This is a genomic window from Alkalihalophilus pseudofirmus OF4, assembly GCF_000005825.2.
In the GTDB taxonomy this organism is placed as follows: Bacteria; Bacillota; Bacilli; order Bacillales; family Bacillaceae_D; genus Alkalihalophilus; species Alkalihalophilus pseudofirmus.
The window spans coordinates 1,509,248-1,533,827 of the sequence record NC_013791.2 but is presented as its reverse complement, the minus strand read 5'-3'; the positions used below and the strand labels follow the sequence as shown (position 1 = coordinate 1,533,827).

The 24,580-nt window shown below is 40.7% G+C and carries 27 protein-coding genes; 2 read left to right on the top strand and 25 right to left on the bottom strand.

Annotated elements, in window-relative coordinates:
• Nucleotides 1–21 precede the first annotated feature (21 nt).
• The 7 genes from BPOF4_RS22155 to BPOF4_RS21605 form a co-directional block, all read right to left on the bottom strand.
• A complete protein-coding gene (locus BPOF4_RS22155) occupies nt 22–345 on the bottom strand; it encodes a YpoC family protein (protein WP_158305557.1) in 324 nt (107 codons plus the stop codon).
• A 176-nt stretch (nt 346–521) separates the two neighbouring features.
• Complete coding sequence (gene nth, locus BPOF4_RS07715) at nt 522–1,178, bottom strand: endonuclease III (protein ID WP_012958544.1); 657 nt, start codon at nt 1,176–1,178, stop codon at nt 522–524.
• Nucleotides 1,179–1,210: 32 nt separating this feature from the next.
• Nucleotides 1,211–1,912: a DnaD domain-containing protein gene (locus BPOF4_RS07710; RefSeq protein WP_012958543.1), complete on the bottom strand. Its 702-nt coding sequence runs from the start codon at nt 1,910–1,912 to the stop codon at nt 1,211–1,213.
• A 172-nt stretch (nt 1,913–2,084) separates the two neighbouring features.
• Nucleotides 2,085–3,377 (bottom strand): asparagine--tRNA ligase, encoded by a 1,293-nt coding sequence (asnS, locus tag BPOF4_RS07705; protein ID WP_012958542.1) that lies wholly within the window; start codon nt 3,375–3,377, stop codon nt 2,085–2,087.
• Nucleotides 3,378–3,539: 162 nt separating this feature from the next.
• The gene (locus BPOF4_RS07700; protein WP_012958541.1) at nt 3,540–4,724 is read right to left on the bottom strand and encodes a pyridoxal phosphate-dependent aminotransferase; all 1,185 of its coding nucleotides are present in this window, start codon (nt 4,722–4,724) and stop codon (nt 3,540–3,542) included.
• Between the two features lie 119 nt (nt 4,725–4,843).
• A complete protein-coding gene (locus tag BPOF4_RS07695; protein ID WP_012958540.1) occupies nt 4,844–5,332 on the bottom strand; it encodes a cell wall elongation regulator TseB-like domain-containing protein in 489 nt (162 codons plus the stop codon).
• Between the two features lie 28 nt (nt 5,333–5,360).
• Nucleotides 5,361–5,531 carry a YpmA family protein gene (locus tag BPOF4_RS21605; RefSeq protein ID WP_012958539.1) on the bottom strand — a complete coding sequence of 57 codons (171 nt, stop codon included), beginning with the start codon at nt 5,529–5,531 and terminating at the stop codon, nt 5,361–5,363.
• Nucleotides 5,532–5,654: 123 nt separating this feature from the next.
• Here BPOF4_RS21605 and BPOF4_RS22150 point away from each other — a divergent pair, with 123 nt between their 5' ends.
• Nucleotides 5,655–5,819 carry a hypothetical protein gene (locus BPOF4_RS22150; protein ID WP_012958538.1) on the top strand — a complete coding sequence of 55 codons (165 nt, stop codon included), beginning with the start codon at nt 5,655–5,657 and terminating at the stop codon, nt 5,817–5,819.
• Nucleotides 5,820–5,895: 76 nt separating this feature from the next.
• Here the strand turns inward: BPOF4_RS22150 and BPOF4_RS07690 are convergent, their stop codons facing one another.
• From BPOF4_RS07690 to BPOF4_RS07620, 14 genes are all read right to left on the bottom strand, one after another.
• Nucleotides 5,896–7,209 (bottom strand): amidohydrolase, encoded by a 1,314-nt coding sequence (locus BPOF4_RS07690; protein WP_012958537.1) that lies wholly within the window; start codon nt 7,207–7,209, stop codon nt 5,896–5,898.
• 48 nt (nt 7,210–7,257) lie between these two features.
• The gene (locus tag BPOF4_RS07685; protein WP_012958536.1) at nt 7,258–8,103 is read right to left on the bottom strand and encodes a ComEC/Rec2 family competence protein; all 846 of its coding nucleotides are present in this window, start codon (nt 8,101–8,103) and stop codon (nt 7,258–7,260) included.
• Nucleotides 8,104–8,273: 170 nt separating this feature from the next.
• Nucleotides 8,274–11,096 (bottom strand): ATP-dependent DNA helicase DinG, encoded by a 2,823-nt coding sequence (gene dinG / locus BPOF4_RS07680; RefSeq protein ID WP_012958535.1) that lies wholly within the window; start codon nt 11,094–11,096, stop codon nt 8,274–8,276.
• A 104-nt stretch (nt 11,097–11,200) separates the two neighbouring features.
• The gene (locus BPOF4_RS07675) at nt 11,201–12,199 is read right to left on the bottom strand and encodes a tetratricopeptide repeat protein (RefSeq protein WP_012958534.1); all 999 of its coding nucleotides are present in this window, start codon (nt 12,197–12,199) and stop codon (nt 11,201–11,203) included.
• A 69-nt stretch (nt 12,200–12,268) separates the two neighbouring features.
• Entirely contained in the window at nt 12,269–12,652 is a 384-nt protein-coding gene (gene panD, locus BPOF4_RS07670) for an aspartate 1-decarboxylase (protein ID WP_012958533.1), read from the bottom strand.
• A 3-nt stretch (nt 12,653–12,655) separates the two neighbouring features.
• Nucleotides 12,656–13,507, bottom strand: a complete 852-nt coding sequence (gene panC / locus BPOF4_RS07665) for a pantoate--beta-alanine ligase (RefSeq protein WP_012958532.1) — start codon at nt 13,505–13,507, stop codon at nt 12,656–12,658.
• Complete coding sequence (gene panB, locus BPOF4_RS07660; protein WP_012958531.1) at nt 13,504–14,340, bottom strand: 3-methyl-2-oxobutanoate hydroxymethyltransferase; 837 nt, start codon at nt 14,338–14,340, stop codon at nt 13,504–13,506. Before panB ends, panC begins: the two co-directional genes overlap by 4 nt.
• A 263-nt stretch (nt 14,341–14,603) precedes the next feature.
• Nucleotides 14,604–15,593: a biotin--[acetyl-CoA-carboxylase] ligase gene (locus tag BPOF4_RS07650; protein WP_012958529.1), complete on the bottom strand. Its 990-nt coding sequence runs from the start codon at nt 15,591–15,593 to the stop codon at nt 14,604–14,606.
• A gap of 6 nt (nt 15,594–15,599) precedes the next feature.
• Nucleotides 15,600–16,769 (bottom strand): CCA tRNA nucleotidyltransferase, encoded by a 1,170-nt coding sequence (locus tag BPOF4_RS07645; protein ID WP_012958528.1) that lies wholly within the window; start codon nt 16,767–16,769, stop codon nt 15,600–15,602.
• Complete coding sequence (gene bshA, locus BPOF4_RS07640) at nt 16,756–17,901, bottom strand: N-acetyl-alpha-D-glucosaminyl L-malate synthase BshA (RefSeq protein WP_012958527.1); 1,146 nt, start codon at nt 17,899–17,901, stop codon at nt 16,756–16,758. The genes BPOF4_RS07645 and bshA overlap by 14 nt, the downstream gene beginning before the upstream one ends.
• Nucleotides 17,902–17,952: 51 nt before the next feature.
• Nucleotides 17,953–18,657 carry a bacillithiol biosynthesis deacetylase BshB1 gene (gene bshB1 / locus BPOF4_RS07635; protein ID WP_012958526.1) on the bottom strand — a complete coding sequence of 235 codons (705 nt, stop codon included), beginning with the start codon at nt 18,655–18,657 and terminating at the stop codon, nt 17,953–17,955.
• Complete coding sequence (gene mgsA, locus BPOF4_RS07630) at nt 18,650–19,066, bottom strand: methylglyoxal synthase (protein ID WP_012958525.1); 417 nt, start codon at nt 19,064–19,066, stop codon at nt 18,650–18,652. Before mgsA ends, bshB1 begins: the two co-directional genes overlap by 8 nt.
• A gap of 12 nt (nt 19,067–19,078) precedes the next feature.
• On the bottom strand, nt 19,079–19,891 hold the full coding sequence (dapB, locus tag BPOF4_RS07625; RefSeq protein WP_012958524.1) for a 4-hydroxy-tetrahydrodipicolinate reductase: 813 nt from the start codon (nt 19,889–19,891) through the stop codon (nt 19,079–19,081).
• 63 nt (nt 19,892–19,954) lie between these two features.
• The gene (locus BPOF4_RS07620; protein WP_012958523.1) at nt 19,955–20,326 is read right to left on the bottom strand and encodes a nucleotide pyrophosphohydrolase; all 372 of its coding nucleotides are present in this window, start codon (nt 20,324–20,326) and stop codon (nt 19,955–19,957) included.
• A 157-nt stretch (nt 20,327–20,483) separates the two neighbouring features.
• Between BPOF4_RS07620 and BPOF4_RS07615 the strand changes: the two genes are divergently transcribed.
• Nucleotides 20,484–21,356 carry a YitT family protein gene (locus tag BPOF4_RS07615; RefSeq protein ID WP_012958522.1) on the top strand — a complete coding sequence of 291 codons (873 nt, stop codon included), beginning with the start codon at nt 20,484–20,486 and terminating at the stop codon, nt 21,354–21,356.
• A 40-nt stretch (nt 21,357–21,396) separates the two neighbouring features.
• Here BPOF4_RS07615 and BPOF4_RS07610 read toward each other — a convergent pair whose 3' ends face one another.
• From BPOF4_RS07610 to BPOF4_RS07595, 4 genes are all read right to left on the bottom strand, one after another.
• On the bottom strand, nt 21,397–22,074 hold the full coding sequence (locus BPOF4_RS07610) for a zinc metallopeptidase (RefSeq protein ID WP_012958521.1): 678 nt from the start codon (nt 22,072–22,074) through the stop codon (nt 21,397–21,399).
• A 131-nt stretch (nt 22,075–22,205) separates the two neighbouring features.
• Nucleotides 22,206–22,997, bottom strand: coding sequence for a sporulation protein YpjB (ypjB, locus tag BPOF4_RS07605; protein WP_012958520.1), 792 nt, complete (start codon nt 22,995–22,997; stop codon nt 22,206–22,208).
• 79 nt (nt 22,998–23,076) lie between these two features.
• Nucleotides 23,077–23,676, bottom strand: a complete 600-nt coding sequence (lhaT, locus tag BPOF4_RS07600; protein ID WP_012958519.1) for a lipoprotein heptaprenylglyceryl N-acetyltransferase LhaT — start codon at nt 23,674–23,676, stop codon at nt 23,077–23,079.
• Between the two features lie 114 nt (nt 23,677–23,790).
• A complete protein-coding gene (locus BPOF4_RS07595; RefSeq protein WP_012958518.1) occupies nt 23,791–24,570 on the bottom strand; it encodes a menaquinol-cytochrome c reductase cytochrome b/c subunit in 780 nt (259 codons plus the stop codon).
• Nucleotides 24,571–24,580: the final 10 nt, after the last annotated feature.

Sequence of the window (24,580 nt, the reverse complement as noted above, 5' to 3'; positions counted from 1 at the left end):
GTTGCACACATGGCCACGGAGTTACAATTCCCCCATGGCTTTACTTCGTGCAGTTAGTTTTTCAAGCTCATTCATTAATGCTCGCAGTTGAGTAAAGCTGTGATAACTTTCTGGTTTGATTAAAATAAAGCGAAGTCTTTCTTCAATATTAACGGGTTTATGCTTTAACCGAGCTGCTGCAGCTTCAATATCCTGAAGCTGACCAACCTTCTTTTTGTTGAGCCAAAATAAGGCATCTATAAACACTGCAGTCATCGCGATCATTAGCATTCTGCCGTTTTTTCCGTCTCTCTTTTGAAAGAAAGATCGTAACTCTGCTTCTCTTTCTCTCCATAATACAAACATCTGGGGTAAAAAGGAAGCGGGATTTTCCCACGGTCTCTCTTCTTCTGTAATGTCATAGTAAAAATAACTCGATAAGAGCCTTCGCTCAAATGGTTTATCATCCGAACAGATGACTATACTTTGAGAACGATTATAAAACGGCTCGCACCTAAAATTGGAAGGAAGTGAGTACTTCATTAGAGCAGTCCTTTTGCTTTCATTCTCTTTTTCCCTTCTCGGCACCTGTCTAGTAACGGACAGGTTTCACATTTAGGTGATTGAGCCTTACAATGATAACGACCAAAGAAAATAAGTCTGTGATGTGAATCAGACCATAATTCGATTGGGATTTTCTTCATTAACGTCTGTTCTACTACATTGACATTATCTTTCCATCTGCATATTCCTAGCCGTTTTGATACTCTTTCTACATGAGTATCTACTGCAATAGCAGGAACTCCAAATGCGACAGATGTAACGACATTCGCAGTTTTACGGCCCACGCCTGCCAGCTTCACTAGTTCATCTCTATCTTTAGGTACTTCTCCATTATATTGTTCAACTAGTGATTGTGATAATTTTTTTATATTTTTTGCTTTACTTCTAAATAAACCGATTCTGCGAATATCTTCTTCAAGCTCTTCAAGAGGAGCAGCAATATAATCTTCAGGCTGCTTGTATTTAGCAAATAAACCTGGTGTCACTTTATTAACAAGAGCATCTGTACATTGAGCTGATAGTACAACCGCAATTAACAATTCAAACGGATTAGAATGGGTTAATTCACATTCTGCATCTGGATACATTTCTGCAATAATATCTAACACTTCTATTGTTTGCTTTTTTGATAACACGATTCTATTCCTACCTTATTTGTTATTTAGATCTATTTTTCTAGCCAATTAAAGCTTGGGTACGCGTCTGCTCTTACACGTTCTTTTTCGGTTTTCTTCGGTTTTTGGTGCGCTCTGAACTTTTCTCCGTGAGCTCTTGCTTGAGCCACCGTTTTGACTCCATTTCGTTTCCATTCAAATAAAATCCGATCAATATACCTAAAATTCAGCTTCCCTGATATGACTGCTTCTCTGAGGGCCCCGATTATTAGTTCTGAGGAATGCTGGTCTTGATCAATCCACATCGATAACGTTTCCGCTTCAATAGGTGATAATGGCCGGCAGAATTCTTTTTCAAAAACTTGATATAGGTTACCTGCTGTTTCTTCTTCTCTTTTTTCTTGACCCTCAATTTCTTTTGATTGAAGGAATGTGCATAACTTTTCGTATAAAGGCTCTAATGAATAAAATTCAAATAAGATCCCTTCGTTATCCCAATGCTTATCTAATGATAAAAACCCTTTCTTAACAAGTCCGCCCATCAGCTTGGCGCATTCAGCCGTTGTCAGACTCATACGCTCGCTTAGTCGATCGGGAGTTGGAAAAGGTTCTCCTTGTTCAATAAAAGCTTGTACGTGAATAATTCCAGCAAATTCTTGCTCATTTAGACCAAGCTTTGAATAATGCTCAATAAGCAAGGCAGGAATAATGACCTGCTTTTGCTTCATCCATTGCAGTAAAAAATTCTGATTCATAAAAACACCTCTGCCCATTATTATAACACGCATTACCTGCTCCGTCGTTGCCTAATCATTCCTGATCTTCTAGAGTGCTAAGAACTCGCCATGGAAAATAGTTAAGCGCATAAAACCAAAAAAAGCCTCTATTTAGGTAACCACCTAAAGAGACTTTTTTTGGTTTTGCCCATTAAGGATACAAACGATTTAACAAACGCGGGAATGGAATCGACTCACGAACGTGTTCTACTCCAGAGAGCCACGCTACCGTACGCTCTAATCCAAGACCAAATCCTGAATGTGGAACGGAACCGTATTTACGTAAATCTAAATACCATTGATACGTATCAAGTGACAAGTTGTGCTCGTTAATACGCTGTTCTAGTAATTCATATGAGTGAATACGCTCTGATCCTCCGATAATTTCACCGTATCCTTCAGGAGCGATCAAGTCTGCACACAAAACGACATCCTCGCGATTCGCATCTGGCTGCATGTAGAAAGGTTTCAACGATGTCGGGTAATGCGTGATGAACACTGGCTTATCATAATGTTCTGCAATGGCCGTTTCATGCGGTGCGCCAAAGTCATCTCCCCATTTAATATCATCAAATCCTTTTTCATGTAAGAACGTAATCGCATCATCATAAGAGATACGTGGGAAAGGAGCTTGTACTTTTTCAAGTTTTTCTGTATCTCGTCCTAATGTCTTAAGCTCAAGCTGGCAGTTTTCCAGTACTGACTTAGCTAAGTATGAAACATATTGTTCTTGAATTTCAAGACTTTCATCAAATTCAACAAATGCCATCTCAGGCTCAATCATCCAAAATTCAATCAGATGACGACGTGTTTTTGATTTTTCAGCTCGGAATGTCGGGCCAAATGAAAAGACACGTCCAAGTGCCATAGCGGCAGCTTCCATATATAATTGACCGCTTTGAGATAAATAAGCATCTTCATCAAAATATTTCGTTGCAAACAATTCCGTTGTACCCTCAGGAGCGCTTCCTGTTAAAATCGGCGGATCGACTTTTGCAAAATCATTTTGATTGAAGAATTCATATGTAGCACGAATAATTTCATTACGCACCTTCATTACTGCATGCTGGCGCTTTGAACGAAGCCATAGATGGCGGTGGTCCATTAAAAATTCTGTGCCATGCTCTTTTGGCGTAATTGGGTAATCAGTAGCTTCGTGAATCACTTCTACTTTCGTGACTGTTAATTCATAACCAGACGGAGCACGATCATCAGCGCGTACCGTTCCCGTTACATATAATGAGCTTTCCTGCGTTAAGTTCTTAGCAGCTTGAAATGCTTCTTCTCCTACTTCCGCTTTGACGACAACACCTTGAATAAAACCAGTTCCATCACGCAGTTGTAAAAAAGCAATCTTACCGCTTGAACGTTTATTAGCCAGCCAAGCACCGATTGTTACTTCTTGCTCGACATAATTTCCAACCTTGGCGATTGTTGTTTTCACATTATTCCCTCCATCACTAACAAATGCTATTGAGACATCAATCCTCATTATACCCTTCTTAGAAATTTGAAGTCAACGACTAAGCGACCGTAAGCTGTACTTCATATGTAAAAGTTAAGCCCTCTTGCTTTGAATACAAGAGGGCCGAATGAAGAACTGCGTTTATTTTGTTTTTGCGCGAACAAATCGCTCAATACGAATTAATGCTTCTTCTAAAGCTTCAAGTGAGGTCGCATACGATAAGCGGACATTATGTGGTGCTCCAAAGCCAGAACCAGGAACTAATGCTACTTTTTCTTCTGCTAATAAGGCTTCTACCCACTTATCGACATCGTCATACCCATTTAACTTAGCCGCCTCGCTTACATTTGGAAAGAGGTAAAATGCTCCTTTAGGTTTCACACAAGACACTCCAGGGATGGCAACAAGCTTTTCATACACTTTGTTTAAACGGTCTTCAAAAGCAGAACGCATCACTTCTACAGAACCATCATCCTCTGTGTAAGCCGCGATCGCACCGTATTGTGCACTTGTTGTAGGATTTGATGTGCTATGGCTTGCTAGGTTCGTCATCGCTTTAATAAGTTCTGCAGGACCTGCTGCATAGCCAATTCTCCACCCTGTCATAGAATGTGATTTAGAAACCCCATTTACAACAACCGTTTGTCTCTTCAACTCATCAGAAACTTCAGCAATCGATGTATGAGTTACTTCACCATAAACAAGCTTCTCATAAATTTCATCAGATACAATTAGAATGTCATGCTTTAAGCAAACATCTCCAAGCTGCTTTAATTCCTCTTTTGAATAAAGAGAGCCTGTTGGGTTTGATGGAGAGTTAATAATAACCGCTTTTGTTTTCGGTGTAATAACTGCTTCTAACTGCTCTGCCGTTATTTTAAAATCATTACTTTCAAGTCCCTCTACATAGACTGGTTCACCGCCTGCAAGTTTCACTTGTTCAGGATAGCTCACCCAATAAGGTGTAGGAATAATAACTTCATCCGCTTCGTCTAAAAGTGCCTGGAACAACGTGTAAAGAATATGTTTAGCACCAGTTCCTACAATAATTTCACTCGGTGCATAATCTAAGCCTTGGTCTTCTTTAAACTTTTCAATAACAGCTTTTTTTAAAGCAGGCAGACCGCCTGATGGCGTATATTTTGTGTGCCCTTCTTCCATGGAGCGAACCGCTGCATCGATTATGTACTGTGGCGTATTAAAGTCAGGCTCACCCGCTCCTAGACCAATGACATCATGTCCTTGTTCTTTTAGTTCTTTTGCTTTTGCAGTAATGGCTAGTGTTGTCGATGGTGTTAATGCAGAAACTCTTTGTGCTAATTTCATGTTCTTAATGTCAACTCCCTTATCATGACTATATATAACTATAGTGTGTACACTCAGTTGAATCAAGTGTAGATTCAGAAAAGACAAACGATTAAAGAAATTTATTTATCTTTAATATATTATCTATTTATATTTCGAATGCTGTATCTTTTTAGAAAGGACCCGTCTTCAAACGTTAGATAATAATACCCTGTTCGAGCATTTTGGTCATTGTACATCACTTCATACACAGGAACCCCTCGTGTATAGCCGAGACGAATTTTCTCAATTTTCCTATCTGGTAATTCGCGTTGGGCAATCTCCATCGCTTGATCATAAGAAATTCCATCCGCTCGTTTCAGCTCATGAACAGTTTCTAGGTCATCACCAACAAAAACGATCATTTCGTCATTGTCATCATTAGTACCGGTCAAAACATAATATGCTTCTGTACCATGGTAGTAGTGGGCTCCTTCAACTGTTTGAAGATGCTGATTAGAGAGCGCCAAATCTTTCGCTTCATTGTAGCTTTCAACGAGCGGTGCGCGGATAATGTGATAGGCATATGCACTTGTACCAACAAGAGCTAAAAAGCCTACAACCAGTCCCGTAAATATAATCTTTTTCATTAAAATTCACCTATTTCATTAAGCTTGCCTACGTTCTATAAATTGTGAACACCATTTGCTCTTCATTTTTATCATCTAATGATAAACCAAACATTAAATCCTGTTCTTTCAGCGTGCGATTGAGAGAATCGACAATTTTGTATAAATCACTCGCTTTTTGCACTCTGACCGTGGATAATACTTCCATTTTTTTATCCATTCTTTCTCCTCCAATTTTTAAATCCTTTTTCTCAAATGACATCCTTTTTGCTCAACTTTTACTAGTCATAAGCATGTTCTGTTCTGCCATACTATAAGTAAGCTAAAGAAAGGGGGCGCATAGATGATGCACCAACCATCAAAGACCGCCTCTTCATTTCAAAAGCAAAAGGAAAGCATTTCTTTTGTTGGACGCAGCGGACTTGATTGGCATCAGCTGTTTCCCATTTCGATTCGTCAAACTGAATTCCCTGCCTTTTTCGAAAAAAAGCAGACAACCAAAGAATAACACGAAAGCTAGAAAACAAAAATACAATTTTATCTAGTTCACACCTCACGATCCTGCGCTCAAATAGTGCAGGATTTTAAATGTATGATCTAACCCTTTGATAATGCTCATTCGCTTCAAATTTAATCTTTTCTTCATCTAACGTTAGCAGCTCTTTGTTTCTCATTAAAGGCAAGCCATCCACGTATACATCCGTGATATCTGAGCTTTTTGCTGCATACACGATATGCGAATCACGGTTAGACGCAGGCTGCATGTGGGCTCCATGTGAATCGATGATCATAAAATCAGCTTTATATCCTGTTTTAATTTCGCCTGTCTTATCATGCTCCAATAATTGTGCCCCGTTTTTAGTCGCCATCTTAATCGCCACCTCAGCAGGTATTAAAATTGGATCCTCGGCAATTCCTTTATGAATAAATGCAGCCATTCTCATTTCTTCGATCATATCAAGTGTGTTATTTGAAGCAACACTATCGGTGCCAATCCCTATTTCCACCCCTTTTTGCAGCATTTCTGCAATAGGTGCTACACCTGACCCCAGCTTCAAATTAGAAATCGGGTTGTGGCTGATACCGGCTTTATATTCGGCTAATAGGTCGATATGTTCCTCGTTTAGATGTACGCCGTGGGCAAATAACCATCTAGCCTCATTTAAGAAGCCCAGCTTCTCTAAGTGTTCAAGCGGGTGATGATGATACTGTTGAATATGTTCTCGGACCTCTTTTCTCGTCTCTGCCAAATGCATATGTATTGGAAGATCCAGCTTTATAGCTTCTTCAACAATCATTTCGATAAATTCCGGCGGGCAGGTGTAGGGAGCATGAGGAGCAAGCATCGTTTGGATGCGAGAATCTGCTCCTTTGTGCCACGTCTTTGCAAATTCAACTGCCTCTAAAAGCTTTTCTTTCTGTTCCTCTTTAGAACACAAACCAATCATTGAGCGCATTAATGTTGCGCGCATGCCTGCATCGGTTATATCTTGGGCAAATTCATGCATAAATAAGTGATACATCTCAAGAAATGTCGTTGTTCCGGATCGAATCATCTCAACCATTGCTAAGCCACGTGCTGCTTTTGTTGCCTCCAGGTCCAGCTTCCCCTCAAAAGGCCACATTTTTTCTTTTAGCCACTGATCAAGCGGCAGGTCATCTGAATATCCCCGCAAAAGGGACATTCCGGCATGCCCGTGGGTATTGACTAACCCCGGACACACCCACTTACCGCGGCCGTTAATCACTTCACCTGCCTCAGTTAATTCTTTTTCACTCGGTTTACCGTCTGCAATTTTCTTAAATACTCCCTCATTTATGATGATATAGCCATCTTCAATCCAATTAGAACTTTTCTCGTCGGTTCTAATCGAAACAGTATGTATTAAAATCGACATGATCTCACCCACCTTCCTTTTCACTGGAAATGTCTTACGATTATTTTTTTAAAAGCGTATTGTTAACAGCTCATAATCAGTTTCATTTACTTTGATTAGAATTGTGCCATGCTGTTTTGTCTCGTATGTGTCGATCCATGTTTCCTGCAGTCTCTCACGAACACTGGCACTAACGGTATGATCATGCAAATTAAAAATAACCGCTACCTCAGGATCTGATGAGACAAGGAAATCTTCCCCCGTCCCTTTCTCCGTCCCATACTCGGCTACCTTTAACACATTCACCGTTGATAAGTCTTTAGTCATCCATTCTTTTTCTAATTCAAGGGAGGCTTCATTCGCTAAAAATAATCGGTGCCCGCAGCCAATATCTACATCTAAGTTTAAAGCAGGCATCATAGAGCTCGTACTTTTCATGACAGAAAATTGTAAGGCTGGATGAGGCTGATATAGTCCTTCTTCCTCCCAGCTGATGATATCAATTTTATACTCTTGATAAGACTCAGAGAACCATTTTAACCCTTGATCAGGAACGATGATTTGTTCTACCTTCCTCTCATCAAGCAGCCTGCTCACTCCGCCCATATATGTATCCTCTAACTTGGGCAATATAAGCTGGTTAATGACTGTAATGCCTAAACGCGTTAATCTCTCGGACAGTTCATCAAATGACGCTTCACTGCCCGTCCCTATTAACACAGTAAATTCATCATTCGTATGAAAAAGCGCCGATTCCCCTTCTGGAAGATCAAAGAATAAAATCGACACGTCATCTTCTTCCTCTTTAAGAATGGTTCGAATATCTATATCAGAAGAAGCCCTAATGAACAACGGACTTGACCCAAAAACCACTACCAAGATTATTGCAGCTATAAGCACTTTCCATTTATGCACCTTGATCTACCTCCACCATCAGTATACTAAAAACGACAAAATTAAATGGCTGTAACTAAACTCCGCCTGAATAGTATGCGAAGGTCAGGGAGAAGATATAAGGTGCTTGTTCAATTGACTTAAACTGTGTAAAAATGCTCAAAAGCCGATGTATTACCTGTGTGCAGGCGCTATAAGAAATCTTCGTAACGATCGAGTAACACTTCGAGTTTATGCTCGTCTACTGGAACATCAGGCAGTGATTTAATAAATTGACTTCCATATCTTGTCGTTGAAATTCGGCGGTCCAGCACGAATACGCATCCTTTGTCTTCTTTCGTACGAATTAAACGGCCGAACCCTTGTTTAAATCGAATAATAGCTTGCGGCAAAGATACATCCATAAAAGGGCTTTTCCCCGCTTCTTTTGCCCGTTCAAGCTGTGCTTGCAGCAAAGGTTGATCAGGCGGCGAGAACGGCAGGCGAACGATCACAAGACTTGTTAGTTCATCTCCCGGTAAGTCAATCCCTTCCCAGAAACTGCTCGTCCCAAAAAGAATGGCTTCCTCAGCCTGTTTGAAGCTTTTAATCAGTTTAGCGCGAGATCCGCTGGTGATCCCCTGACCAATTAAAGGCATCGGTTCATACTCACTTAAATCTTTAATATAGTCATACACCATCTTTAACATCTCATAGGAGGTAAATAAAACAAGCATTTTACCCCGCTTTCTCTCAGCAATCCGCCATACTTTGATTGCTGCATCCATGGCAAATTGCTTTTCTCCTACCTCTTTAATTGCAGGCATATCTTTTGGAATCAACAGTCTCGCTTGATCTTTATAAGAAAAAGGCGATTCAATCGTATACACTTTCGCACCGAAATCTTCTAATCCAAGCTGTTCGAGCTGATAATCAAACGATCCGTTTATTGATAAGGTAGCCGATGTTAATACAACGCTTTTTTTCTTTGCAAAAAACTGATCTGCCAGTCTGTCGGCTACTTGGATTGGTTTACTGTAAATAAATGTAGCATTCCTAGCTCCTCTAGGTTCTATTTCAATCCAATAAACAAATTCCGGGTCTGCTTCGAGTAATAACTCGTACAAGTACTGCTCTTCTTCCATTAATGCATCTACTAGTCGTTGCGAATCGGTCACTAGCCCATGGTCAACATAGCTTATCTGATCCTTTATATCAAGAAATTGCTTTATTAATGTATCAAAACGAATTCGGATATCTTTAGCGAACATATGAACACGCATCGTACATTCTAAAATGGCATTCCATGAACTTCCAGATTCATCAAAGCTCCTATATCTGTAACTTATACGCCCTATATCTGAGGCGCCAGTCTTTCTTTTATATGTTACATAGTCATTCAGCATTCGAAACAATTCATCTATTTCATCTTTAATTGCGGTAAGTGAAATTATTAATTCATCATGAAGTTGTTTGCTGCTTATTCCGTATTCCTCTGAAATTCGGCATAGATGCGGTTGAATGCCATGGTCGTGATCGAGTCCTATTCGCTGAAGTAAATAAGAAAAGGTCACATAATCTGCTTTCATCCCTAAATGTTCGCTTGCAGCTTCTACTAAATGATGGGCTTCATCTATAACCGCATGGGAATAACTTGGCAGTAAAGCTTGGTCATGAACAAGGTCAGTTAAGAGCAGAGCATGATTGGTAATAACAAGGTGAGCCTCTCTCGCTCTTCTTCTAGCCCGGTGATAGAAGCATCGCGAAAACCACGGACTGAACTTTCCTAAGTCAGACTTCGCATCGCTTTGCACTTCAAACCAAAATCCTCTGCCGCCAGATGATAAGTTAAGCTCCTCTACATCCCCGTAATCCGTCTCAGTCAGCCAAACAAGAATTTGAGCCTTCATCAGCCTGACATCATACGTATCATCAGAGATCGTTCTAAGAGACTGCTCAAACTTACGTAAACAAAGGTAGTGACTGCGCCCTTTTAGTAAAGCTACGTCTACTGGAAATGGAAGTAGGCGCTCAAGCAGCGGCAAATCACGCATGAGCAGCTGATCTTGAAGCGGGATGGTTTGGGTCGAGATGACGACCGCCTGATCTGTCTCATGTGCATACAATACAGCCGGCAGTAAATAAGCAAGGGATTTTCCTGTTCCCGTTCCTGCTTCAATTAACACATGCTCATTATGATGAAACGCATGGTCAACCTTGTCCATCATCCTTACTTGACCTTCTCTTGTTTCATATTTTGTAAAAGCTTCTTTAAGTCCTTTATCCGCAGAAAAAAGTTCAGACCTAAATTCACTAAACGTGCCTTTAAATGATTCAGGTGCTGGTTCATTATCATGCTCAGGCTGCTTTTTTAGGGCAAGCTGACGATAGCAGTCAAACTCTTGCGCATCATTCACGCCCAACATGACCTTCTCTTGAATAAAAGCTGAAATCATCGGCTCTAAGCTGCTTCTAAAATACCTGACAATAGGAATGAGCTGCTCAAGGGTTAAGAGAGGAAGACCTTTTAGTTTATTTAATAAATATAGAAAAATTTCTGCTGTTACTTCCGCATCACTATCGGCTTGATGAGGACGATCATGCGAAAGCCCTAAGCTGAACGCTAAATGTCCGAGCTTATAACTTTCTTCTTTAGGCAATAACATTCGAGACAGTTCCACTGTGTCGTAGCATTTCATTTTTGGGAACTTCTCACCAATTAATTCAAATTGATTTTTTAAAAAGGATAAATCAAACGGAACATTATGCGCCACAAATCCAACATTTTCAAATAAAGGAAGCAGCTCTACAGCCAATTCCTTAAACGTTGGTGCATGTTCAACCATCGCTTGATTAATACCTGTTAATTCCTCGATAAAAGGAGGAATCTCCACTTCTGGATTAACAAAAGAAGCAAAACGTTCTATGATTTCCCCGTTTTCGATGACCACTGCTCCTATTTGAATGATGCGATCACCCTTTGCTACTGAATGACCTGTTGTTTCTACATCTACGACTATAAAGCGATCGTTCATGTTTCACCTCTAACCTTACCTAACATCTCACATCTCTAATTGTTTTTTCATTTTGGTTTATTCATTTTGCTTTATTTCAATTAAGGCGATTCAATCGAATTATTTCAATTAAGTTGAAAGTGAGTTGATAGTTCCTCTGATTGTGCATGCGGCCAGTGTGCAATCAGCCAGCGAACTGATTGAGCGATCGACTCATCATCATTTCCTGATTGGTTAAGTTCTGTAAATAATTCAATCGCATGTTCATACTCCTCGATAAGAGCATAATTCCACGCTAGCCCATGCCTTGTTTCAATTGTACGTCTGCCTAACGATTCGAGACGCTTATAACAGTGAATCGCCATTTGATGATGACCATGCCACTCACTCACTTTAGCAAAAGCAAGAAGAGCCTCATCTGTGTAAAGTAAGCATAAGGCACTTAAAAAACAGTTCCAAGCTTCTCTTTTATATCCCGATTCAATCAAGCAGCACCCTAAGAAGAAATAAGCTTCACCGTCTTCTTCTAATTCTTTAATCGTTTCTTTAAAATAATGAGCGGCCTGACTATACTCTTTCTTCACATAATGACATACTCCTAAATTATACACAACATCTATACTCGTTGTAAGTTCATTCGCTTTTTCAAAGGAGTAAATAGCTTGGTCAAAATCCTCAAGCTGAGTGTACAGACACCCTAAACCTACATACGCAAAATGTGAAATGACAGCAGGTGCTTTTGATTGAATCAAATACAAAAACGTTTCAATCGCCTTTGTGTATGCCTCTGTATATAAAAAGGAGTATCCTAAATAAAGCAGTCTCACATCATTCGCTTCACCGCTTGCCTCTTCAGTTAAAAATGCCGCGCTTGCTTGTTCAAACATTTCTAATGTGAAAAAGCTTGTTCCTCGGCTTTCATAACTTGGAACTTCTGCTGCACCCTCTTTTTTTTGTTTGAGGTCAATTAATTTTTCCTCCATGTCACTCCATGATTCTAATAATGACTGCGCTGCTTCTTCTAGGAAATGCAGCTGCTCTTCTTTTTCTTTAGCTGAAAATAAATGCCAGTTTTTATGCGCGGCCGTATACAGCTGATCCCACTGGTGAATAAATTCACTCATAAAAAAACCCCTCCTCTCGTTGTCACTCCTCTTGCTCAGTGTTCAACGAATAGGAGGGGAATATGCGATCTACATAACGGTAGAAGCTGGTTCTGTCCCTAACATTTCAACAATTTGATTAGTCTCATCCATTATCGCCACTCTTGGCGTATGTGTGGCAGCTTTTGATTCTTCCACCATCACATAAGATAAAATAATAACGACATCATCTTTTTGAACGAGTCTAGCCGCGGCACCGTTCAGGCAAATGACTTTACTGCCGCGAGGGCCTTTAATGACATAAGTTTCAAATCTGGCTCCATTATTATTATTAACAATTTGTACTTTTTCATTTTCAAGAATATCCACAGCATCCATAATGTCCTCATCAATGGTAATGCTTCCTACATAATTCAAATTAGATTCTGTCACACGAGCTCGGTGAATTTTTGCTTTCATCATCGTACGGTACATGGTTTATTCTCCTTTTGATACAATAATATTATCGATTAAACGTGCATGTTTAAATGTATAGGCGACAGCCAATAGGATCGTCTTATCTTTTTCAGTAACAGGCATAAGTTTCGGATACGTCAGCAATTCGACATAGTCCATTTCCGCATGCTGTAGGGAGTTTAATTCCTTTTTGACAAATTGAACGATCTCATTTGGACTCAGCTCGCCTTCTTTTATGAGACTGCGCGCCTGTGTAAGCACCTGATAGATAAGAGGTGCTTCTTGCCTCTCTTCGTCTGTTAAATAAACATTTCGAGAACTTTTAGCAAGGCCGTCTTCTTCTCTGACAGTAGGACATGGGATTACTTCAACCGGAATATTAAACATATCCACCATATTAGTGATAATCGCGACTTGCTGAGCATCCTTTTGCCCGAAATAAGCTTGATCAGGCTGAACAAGCATGAACAGCTTCATCACAACAGTCGTCACCCCGTCAAAATGACCCGGACGGCTTTTACCGCATAACACATTCACTCCTTCTGTCACGTGAATGGTCATTGATGGATCTGCCGGGTACATTTCCTTTGTGTCAGGATAAAATAAAAGATCCACACCGAGCTCTTTTGCTATGTTTTCATCACGGACAAAATCTCTAGGGTAACGCTCTAAGTCCTCATTCGGTCCAAACTGCAGCGGATTCACAAAGATACTCAGCACGACAATATCATGTTGACGTCTAGCTTCTTCGATCAAGCTCATATGACCTTCATGCAAATAACCCATCGTTGGAACAAATCCAATGGACTGCTGCTTACGTTTGACAGCTGTTATTTCTTCTCTTAACGCATTAATTGTCTTAACAACTCTCATTCTCTTCCACCATACAATCCTGCCAGCACTTCTTCATTCATTGTAAATCGATGTGTATCTTCAGGGAACTGTCTGGACTTCACATCATGCACATACCGGTCCACTGCTTCTTGAATAACGTCAGATACATTTGCATACGTTTTCACAAATTTTGGGACATGAGCCGAACCATAGCCAATTACATCATGATACACAAGAACCTGTCCGTCTGTATCCACACCAGCACCTATGCCAATCACAGGAATCGATAGTTCTTCTGAAATAAGGGCTGCAAGTGAATCTGGTACACACTCAAGGACCAAAGCAAACGCACCAGCAGCTTCTAGCGCATGAGCATCCTCTCTAAGAGCACGGGCATCTTCTAGCTCTTTTCCTTGCACCTTGTATCCACCCATCACAGCCACCGATTGAGGTGTTAACCCTAAATGACCCACAACCGGGACTCCAGCGGTCGTTAATTTAGCGATCGTCTCAATCACTTCTCCTGCCCCTTCAAGCTTAATTGCATTTGCCCCAGCTTCTTGCATTAGGCGCTTTGCATTGGCAAACGTTTCAGTGAGATCTGCATGATAGGATAAATACGGTAGATCAGTAACGACAAACGTATTTCTTGCCCCGCGCTTTACGGCTTTTGTATGCAGAACCATATCATCTACAGTCACTGGAATCGTTGAATCGTAACCTAGAACCACCATTCCAAGCGAGTCTCCGACTAAAATCATGTCCACTTCTGCTTGTTCTAGATGCTTAGCAGAAGGAGCATCGTAAGCCGTCATCATCGTTATTTTTTCTTTTTCCCGCTTCATTTTCTTAAATGTTGCTGTCGTTTTCATCATCTTCCTCCTTTTTAATAGAGGAGGGATGTTAAGCAATGAATTTCCACAAAAAAATCCTTCTCCCATTTATGGAAGAAGGATTTTGCTCACAGGAAATAATGCACACAAAGCTATGAAAAACAAGCGATGTACACATATTGCATATCAATCCCTCTGTCCTAGTCCTTTTGGGATCAAGGCAGAACTAATTTTTTCTACTTTCACTTTTAAAGGTGCTGTTCCTAAGATACAGCCCGTATGTTGAGTATAGCAGAAATTTGTTACTTAGAGGGATCAATTTCAATATCAGCTGAATAGATATGATGAGTTTTGCCGGATTCATCCTCCACAAGCAGTACACCGTCATCTGTAATGCCTTTCGCATAGCCGTAAATGACGTCTTTTATCATCCTGGCATAAATATATGTACCTACACTAATGGAGTAAGATTCCCATAACGGACGAATCGATTGAAATCCATTTTCTAAATATTCTTCGTACAGCTCTTCAAATTCCAAGAGGATATCTGCAATCAAACGAGCTCGATCAACAGGCTCACCGGATGCACCGTCTTTTTCAAGGTGCAATGAAGTAGCAAGATGAGCAATGTCCTCCCCGAAATCTTCTGACGTTTGGTTGACATTAAGACCAATGCCGATAATAACTGAATGAACAAGATCAGGATCAGCTTGCATTTCTGTTAAAATTCCTACAAGTTTTTTCCCCTTTAATAAAATATCATTCGGCCATTTGATTTCGCATTGCAGACCTGTATTTTTCTTGATTGCCTGTACAACTGCGACAGCGGCAAGCAATGTTAACTGCGGTGTTTTTTGAGGCGGAAGGGGCGGCCTTAAAATCATACTCATTGAAATGCTTGTGTTGCTTCTTGAATGCCAAACCCTTCCTAACCGACCTTTTCCTTTTGTCTGCTCATTCGCTACAACAACATGTCCTTCTTCAGCCCCGTCTTGAGCCAATTTATGTGCAATTTGCTGAGTTGACTCTGTTGCATCAAAATAAGTGAGCTCACGGCCTAAAAACTTGGTCGTTAAATACTGCTTAATTTCATGAGTATGAATACCATTTGCCCTCATCACCATCCGGTACCCTTTTCGTGGTGCCGAATCAAGCTGATAGCCATTTTTTCTAAGTTCTTCGATATGCTTCCAAACTGCTGTACGTGAACAACCAAGCTCTTGACTAATTTTCTCGCCCGAAATATATTCGCCTTGGTGATCTTGAAATATTTTCAATAATTGTTCTTTCATATTTGCTCACCCCTCTCCTGTATTACTTGTAACAATTGCTTGTAACAACGTATCTTTTTCGTTAGGAAGGTATCCTGTTACGACCTGTTCTTCTACCCATAAAAGAGCTTCGCCCAGCCATGGACCTGCTTCACGCTTAAAATGTCGAAGCAGATCAGTACCTGTAACCGCTAAATCATTTTTCGTTTGAATAGGAAGCTGCTCCCAAATAGTTAAAATCTTCTCTTTAGCTATATAGGATTCATTGGTAAGCTCCCTCACACGCTCCACATCTAATGCAACTTCAATCGACGCACGATAAAGGGATAGAACTTCCCATGAATGATTGTTTCTATAAGAAAAAGCAGCCAGACGATTTCGTACATCTTTTGTTAATTGATTTGAAAATAAGAACCCCTTCAAATGACTTTCGCTCGTTAGATTCATGCTTAGGCAAATGAAGGTCCAAATTACTTCTTCTTTTTCATTCTTTAAAACAGGAAGTTCTCTTAAAAAATCAATCGCCTTTTTATCTAATTGAGGAAGACCGCAATGTTTGTAGAGTCCTGATGATGCAAGTTCTTTAAGTGCTGTATGTTTAAATGGACCAGAAACGAGCTTATAAAATTCCTTAGAAATCCGCTCCATTGCTACTCGGCTTAACGTTTCTGCTTGATACCTAATGATCTCACCAAGGTTCTCTGCAACCTTAAACCCTAAATCACTTGAAAAACGATAGGCTCTTAGCATCCGAAGAGGATCCTCAGACATTCTTGCTGCAGGATTATGTGAGCGAATAACCTGATTTTTAATATCAGATTGTCCATCTAATGGATCGAATAACTGCCCTTTCTTATCAAGTGCTATGCTATTGATTGTAAAATCCCTCATCAAGAGATCCTCTTCTATGCTTTTCCCTCTTTGGGTAGTCACTTCAAACAAGCAGCCTGAGTGACGAACAATCACGGTTTGGTGCTGATTGTTCATTGAAAATGTTTTGGAAAATACCGTACTTATCTCTTCTGGAGTAGCTTCAGTGACAATATCAATATCCGTTATCGGCCTTTTGCATAACAAATCACGAACGGCTCCTCCAACTATATAAGCCAGAAACCCCCGCTCGTGTAATTGAGAGAGGACAGGCTCCGCCCCATCAATCATTTTCTGATTATGGCGTTCTACTTCAACTGTCTTCATCAATATCCTGCTCCAATACCTCACGATAAATCGCCTCATACTGCTCGACAATACCGTGCGAGTGAAACGTTGTACGTACAGTCTCTTCGGCACCTCTAGCTAAACGTGCATGGAGCTTATCATCTTTTAATAGATGAATGGCTGCCTGCGCTACGCACTCAACATTTCCAACTTCACATAGATAGCCGTTCTCCCCGTCTGTGATAACTTCAGGAATACCGCCAATGTTTGTACCGATGACAGGTACCCCGCAGGCCATTGCTTCAAGTGCGACTAATCCGAAGCTTTCTTTTTCACTTAGTAATAATTTAAGATCACTCATCGATAATAATTCGGCGATATGCTTTTGGTTCCCTAAAAACAACACACGATCTTCTAAATCAAGATCTCTAACAAGTTCACGCGCAACCGTTAGTTCGGGACCATTTCCGATCAGCATGAGCTTTGAAGGTACTTCTTTTTGAATCAGAGAAAAGCTTCTCACCACATCACAAACGCGCTTCACTCCGCGAAAATTAGAAATGTGGATTAATACTTTCTCCTCATCCGTTATTCCGTAATGAGAACGAAGCCCGCTGACATCTGACTTTCTGTATACTCTTTCATCAATAAAATTATAAACGGTGTCAATCGGTTTAGACGTATGGACTAATTCATGTGTTTGTTTGGCTAAATCATTTGATACCGCTGTTACTCGATCTGATTGTTCAATCCCAAAACGAATCAATTCACGCAAAGATGGATCGTACCCTAAGACGGTTATATCCGTTCCATGAAGTGTCGTCACAATCTTAAAATCATGATCGCTCATTTGTCTTGCTAAAATCGCGCAGATCGCGTGGGGAACCGCATAATGAACATGAATCAAATCAAGTTTTTGTCGTTTAGCTACTTCAGCCATCTTACTTGCTAGAGTGAGGTCGTAAGGAGGGTATTGAAAAACAGAATACTGGTTCACTTCGACTTCATGATAGTAAATATTCGGATACACTCGATCTAAGCGAAAAGGAACACTAGACGTAATAAAATGAACTTCATGTCCTCTTTCGGCAAGCAACTTGCCAAGCTCAGTCGCAATGACGCCTGACCCCCCTACGGTAGGGTAACAGCTGATTCCTATTTTTAGTTTCATATTTTTTTTCTCCGTTTGTTTAATCTCTGTTTACTCAATCTAGTTTACTCATTATCCGTCAAGTAATTGTTTGACAAGCAGAGGTTTCGTTGTTTTAAAGCCTTCTGCATACTCCACACCGGCTTCACTGCCATATAACTGTTCACGTGCAGCTACTCTTGTTATGTATCCATTTGTTAAAGGAGTATCTACTGAATCAGTTCCTTTTTCAAACTGACTTCTATAAGCTGATAACGCTTCTTGCTTTTCTTTTATGACAGAAGATACATCAATGATAAAATCCGGTTTCACGTACGCATTAATCATATAGAGGTGAAACTCTTCTACTTTATGAGCCAGGTGACCTTCTGCACACTTATAGTTTCTGATTCCGCTGTTAAATAACGCTTCTTGAATCAGCGTTTTCGCCATGCCGTGATCAGGGTGCCGATCGATAGGATAAGGTGCAAAGACAAGCCTTGGTTTTGTTCTTCTTATGAGAGATACCACTTCCCTAAGCTGATCGCTCGTATAAAAAGAAAGCCCTCTATCTGGCAAATCAAGCTGATACCGTTCTGAAACACCAAGAATAGCTGCCGCTCTCTCTGCTTCCTCTTGCCTAATGGCGGGAGTGCCATTTGATGATAGTTCCGCTCTTGTCAAATTGCAGATCCCGATTTTAAAGCCTTGTTTTGCATATAGAGCGATGGTGCCGGCCATCCCGATTTCAACGTCATCAGGATGCGCTCCGAATGCTAATAGATCTAACTTACTCATGATCTGATCCCTTTTGGTGGAACACTTCTCTCCACTTCAGGTCCCCGCGCTCTAACCCTTTTATCAACACTTCTGCCGTACCAAGATTCGTTGCCAGCGGAACATTTTGTACATCACATAATCGCACTAGCGCAGAAACATCTGGTTCGTGAGGCTGTGCAGTCAAAGGATCACGGAAGAAGACGATTAAATCAAATTTATTCTCAGCGACAAGAGCACCAATCTGTTGATCGCCGCCAAGCGGTCCAGATTTAAAACGAGTGACAGATAAGTCTGTTGCTTCCATAATTCGTGTGCCAGTTGTACCTGTCCCGTAAAGTTCATGCTTAGATAAAATTTGTTCAAAAGCAATCGCAAACTGTACCATTTGATCTTTCTTTTTATCATGGGCAATTAAAGCAATCCTCATCTTCCTCACTCCTTATTCGATAATGTTTTCAAGGCCATACACTAGCGTATCAATCGATAGAACGGTTTCAACTGCTAGTCTGACACCTGGCATAAAGGATGCTCTGTTCATAGAGTCATGACGAATGGTTAAGGTCTGCCCTTCTCCTCCAAAAATCACCTCTTGGTGGGCAACTAGGCCAGGAAGGCGGACACTATGAATTTTCATGCCTTCAAAATCAGCCCCGCGTGCGCCTTTTAGTTCCTCGTGTTCATCAGGGTGCCCTTGTACTTTTGCTTCTCGCACCTCAGAAATCAATTGTGCCGTTTTAATCGCTGTACCAGACGGCGCATCCAATTTACGGTCGTGATGACGTTCGATAATTTCAACATCGGGAAGGAATTTAGCTGCCATTTGTGAAAATTTCATCATTAGAATTGCACCAATTGCAAAGTTAGGAGCAATGATCGCACCTAAGTTTTTGTTCTCTGCGATGGTTCTAAGTGTTTCAATATCCTCATCAGAAAATCCTGTTGTCCCAACAACTGGTCTAACACCGTGATTAAAAGCGATTTCCATATGCTTACGACCAAATGCCGGTGATGTTAAATCAATTAACACATCCACCTCATGCTCGCTAAAACAGCGGTCCATATCTGTATAAACCGGAATATCTAAGGCCGGCATACCATCTAGATCAGCCACTCTCATCCCATCATGCTTAGAATCGACAACGGCCTTTAACGTAAAATGATCTGTATCAGTCACCATGCGAACGGCTTCACGTCCCATGTTTCCTCTCGGTCCTGCAATCACAATATTTACATTTTCGTTTGTGTTATTCATCTTTTTATCCACTCCGTTTTTTCTATTTAATAGGTTGTCATTTTGTTGGTTTTGGTTTCAGCTTTAATCGTCTATCTTTGTCCAGCGGTCTTTATCCCGGCTTTCGAACTTATCCATCACTAAATGAAACGCTTCTTCTAAATCAATATGTAAGGAATTTGCAAAACAAATGAGCACAAATAAAATGTCACCCATTTCTTGTTCCATTGTTTTTTCTTCTTCATCTGATTTTTTGGGTTTCTCACCGTAATAATGATTGACCTCACGTGAGAGCTCACCTACTTCTTCTGTCATCCGTGCAAGCATGGCAAGCGGGCTGAAGTAGCCTTCTTTAAACTGTCCGATAAATTGATCAACTTCTTCTTGCATGTCTTTCATCGATTTATGAGAGTTACGGTCTGTTTGACCAGCCTCCAGGCGTTGTTCTCTGTCCATTTTTCCCACCTCACAGTCTTCCACTATCCATGTTAGCGAATCTAGAACGATTTGACAAATCTTATTCGCTTCATTGCTCTTCTTTGTTCGCTTCTATATAATAATCATGCATTGATTTCATCAAAATATAGGAAGAAAGCTGAAGGGAGGATTTTAATTGCCTTATCGTGTTAAATTTAAAAATGTGCTCCTTATTTTACTTGGAAGTGCGATCTTATCTTTTGGACTTGTTTATTTTAATATGGAAAATAACTTGGCAGATGGCGGATTTACGGGGATCACCTTAATTTTGTACTTTATTTTTGCTTTCAATCCGGCGATCTCTAATTTGCTGCTCAATATTCCGCTCTTTTTTATCGGGTGGAAGATTCTAGGTAAGACGACGTTCATTTATACAATCATCGGAACCGTCGGAGTCTCGATCTTTTTAGAGATTTTTCAACGATATACTGTTGTTTATATTCCCCTGCATGATGATATGACACTCGCTGCTTTATTTGCAGGTGTTTTTATTGGAGTCGGGCTTGGAATTGTGTTCAGATACGGCGGGACTACAGGCGGAGTTGATATTATCGCAAAGCTCGGGTTTAAGTATTTAGGCTGGAGTATGGGGAAAACAATGTTTATGTTCGATGCTGTCGTTATTGCCTCTTCTCTCATTTATTTAAATTACCGAGAAGCTATGTACACACTGCTTGCTGTATTTGTGGCAGCGAAAGTGATCGATTTCATCCAGCAAGGAGCATATTCTGCTAAAGCATGCTTTATTATTTCTGATTCAACAAGCGAGATTGCGGATGCCATTATGAAGGAAATGGACCGCGGGGCGACGTTACTAAAAGGACAGGGAAGTTTTACTAGAACGGAGCGCGAAGTACTCTACTGCGTTGTCGGACGAAATGAATTAATTCGTCTCAAAACCTTAGTAGAGAAAATTGACCCGCATGCCTTTGTAACGGTAAATGACGTCCAGGATGTGATTGGTGAAGGCTTCACCTTAGATGAGAATAAAAAACCAATCGGCATATAAAAAACCTCCGGGATATTTTAAATCCCGGAGGTTTCCTTTATTAATCGTCGTTGTTCATTCCAATGTACATTAAAATAAAACGAGCAAGCTCAAGAAGGGCAACAAGTGCACCAGCTACATACGTTAATGCAGCAGCATTTAACACTTTACGTGTTTCGCGCTCTTCGTCATTACGAATCACGCCAACTGATACCACTTGTTCCATCGCACGGCTTGATGCGTTAAATTCAACTGGCAATGTAACCACTTGGAATAAAACAGCAGCAGCCATGAAGATGATCCCGAGCAGCAACAGGTTAGATGCACCCATTAGGATACCTGCTAGGATTAAGAAAAATGAAATGTTTGATCCAAATCCAGCAATCGGAACTAATGCATGACGGAAACGCAAGAAAGCATAATCCTCTGCATCCTGCATCGCATGACCTACCTCATGGGCAGCGACGGCAGCTCCTGCAACGGAATTGCCATGATAGTTTTCGCTAGATAAGCGTACGACCTTTGAACGAGGATCGTAATGGTCTGTCAGTTGACCTCGTACTTCTTCGATACGGACATCATACAAACCATTATCGTCTAAAATTTTTCTTGCTACCTGTGCTCCAGTCATCCCGGAAGACGATTGAACTTTAGAGTACTTTTTGTAAGCACTCTTTACTTTCATCTGCGCCCAAATTGGAATGATCAGAAGTAAAATAAAATAAATCAGAAAACCCATTCGTATGTCTCACCTCTGCGTTAGTCTAGTTACCATTAAGTCTAAGTAAAACATCAAACAAAGTCAAACAAAATACCCATCCGAACCGCTTGCGGGAAACGAATTTAAATTATTTTCACAGCTTTGACACATTATTCTTTCATTCGAACTTTGCCCTTCTCCGCACGGTATTTCTTTACTCCAACATACGAAAGGGACAACACAATCATGCCGCCGATCGTGATCATAACCCATAGCAAGGAAGGATCGGCACTGTCTTCTTTTACCCGTTCAAATACTTTAGCAAAATCCGCTTCCATCATTTCAATATGTGCCGTTAACTTATCACTGTTTATGCCATCAACTCGAAGGTTATCAAGATACGTAACCTGTGATTCAACTTGCTGCAGCAAATGCGGTTCAAGATCAATCGTTAATGCCGGACGAATCATTTGATAATGCCTTAAGAACGTGTTCATTCGATGCTGCATCGCCTCTGGCTGTCCATTTTGGTGATCTTGTTTAATGAGAGCTAATTGATTTAGAAGCGTTTCTTCAGACTGAAGCCATAAAGGGTGATGCTCACTTGATAGCGCATCTACTGCAAGCCTGAATGTCGTAACCGTATAAATTCTCTCATCAAGGGACTTTTCTGCCGCAGTCACCGCTTCAACCGATTGTTCAAACGTCATCGTGATCGTACGCATCTCATTCATCGTAAATCCTTCTGCTTTAAAATCAAGCTGAATGAATCCGTCGGAAAAGTAATCAAGCAGCTGCTTCGCTTCTTCAAATTTCTCCTGCTTCACTAGCTGCAAAACGTGATCTGTCGTTTGATTGAGCTCTTTCCATGTATGTTGTCCATTCACTTCCGTTGCATACCCATATCCTGCCGTTGACATATATAAACAAATACAAAAGATAAATATAAAGACCTGACGCATGTTTGTCCCTCCTTCTTTTTTCATCTTATGAAGACTAGGACAAGAGTAGACCACAAAAAAAGAGAGACTCATTGTCTCTCTAAAGGATATTCAGCTTATACGTCTTGTTTCTAATGCAGAGCACATATACCGTAAAGAGGGAAAACACGCTCAGCCAGAACGTAAAGTAGCCGACTTCTGTAATATATGGCATTAAATAAGGATGCAGACCTGGATGCATCATATACACATAATCAATCACATCATTGTGAAGCGTCCAGAGAGCAACGACAATTAGATGCCATGGCTTGATTCTAAAATAAGGGGCATAAATTACTGCTTGAAGAGCCATCCCAGCATGTGAAGCAATCAGCATATAATTTGTCCAATGAGGAGTCGCTCCCACTGCAAACGAGGCAAGATTCATCACAACAGCCCAAATCCCGTATTTAATTAACGTCACCGCTGCTAATGCTTCTATTAAAGGGAGGTTCTTTTTCATTAGAAAAGCAATCAAGACAATTACAAAAAATAGACTCGCCGTTGGACTGTCAGGTACGAACAGCAAAAAATGAGCAGGCGTACGTTCAAGCTGATTGGCATACCACATATACCCATAAATCGTCCCAGGTATATTAATAATCAACATTAAAATGATTGTAAGCCTGTGACCGAATAAAGTAAGGATTTGTGTTTTCACTTTTAGTAGTCCTTTCTCTATTTCTTTAATAAAAAGATGAAAAAATCTCTAAGTAAAGATCATATGTAAGAAAAAAGCTGACTGTAACAGTCAGCTTTCCTAAAAACGTATGTTTTATTCTTCAGGGTTTCCGTGAGCAGCTATGTATTCAGCAAGAATTTCTAGCTCCTCATCCGTTCCTTCGAATAGTCCGCCAGGCATTGCACCTTGACCATTAACGATAACATCCATAACTTCTTCAGCAGATTTCTCTGTTTCTAGAAGTGAAGGACCGCCTGATCCTCCGGCCATTGTATCCCCGTGACATCCAATACATGAAGCTTGAGCGGAGTAAATAGCATACCCCTCAGCCTCTGTGTCGATATCTCCTTCTTCAGCAATCGCACCTTGCTCAGCAGCTGCTTCCCAGTCATGCTGGTCAACAGATTCCCAAGTTAAGTAGATTGTTGCAATGATTGCAAGCATCATCATACCTGAAGCGATCGGACGCTTTAATGGACGACGCTCTTTACCAGTATCTAACCACGGAGCGATTAATAACGCACCGAACGCTAGACCTGGAATTACTACTGCTCCGATTACGTTAAAGTCCCCGGAAGCATATTGGTATTTAAGTAATTGATACATGAACAAGAAATACCAGTCAGGTAATGGAATATATCCAGCATCTGTTGGGTCAGCCATACGCTCTAGAGGAGCCGGGTGAGCAACAGTTAAACAAAGATAACCCATTAAGAAGACCGCACCAACCATCCACTCTTTTAAGAGGAAGTTCGGCCAGAACGCTTCTGTTTTACCTGGATACTCTGAGTAGTCTTTTGGAATATTCGGTTTGCGGTTGTTTGCCTTGACACGAGAGTCGCCGACAAACTGCATTCCTTTACCACGTTCCATCTCGTTCCCT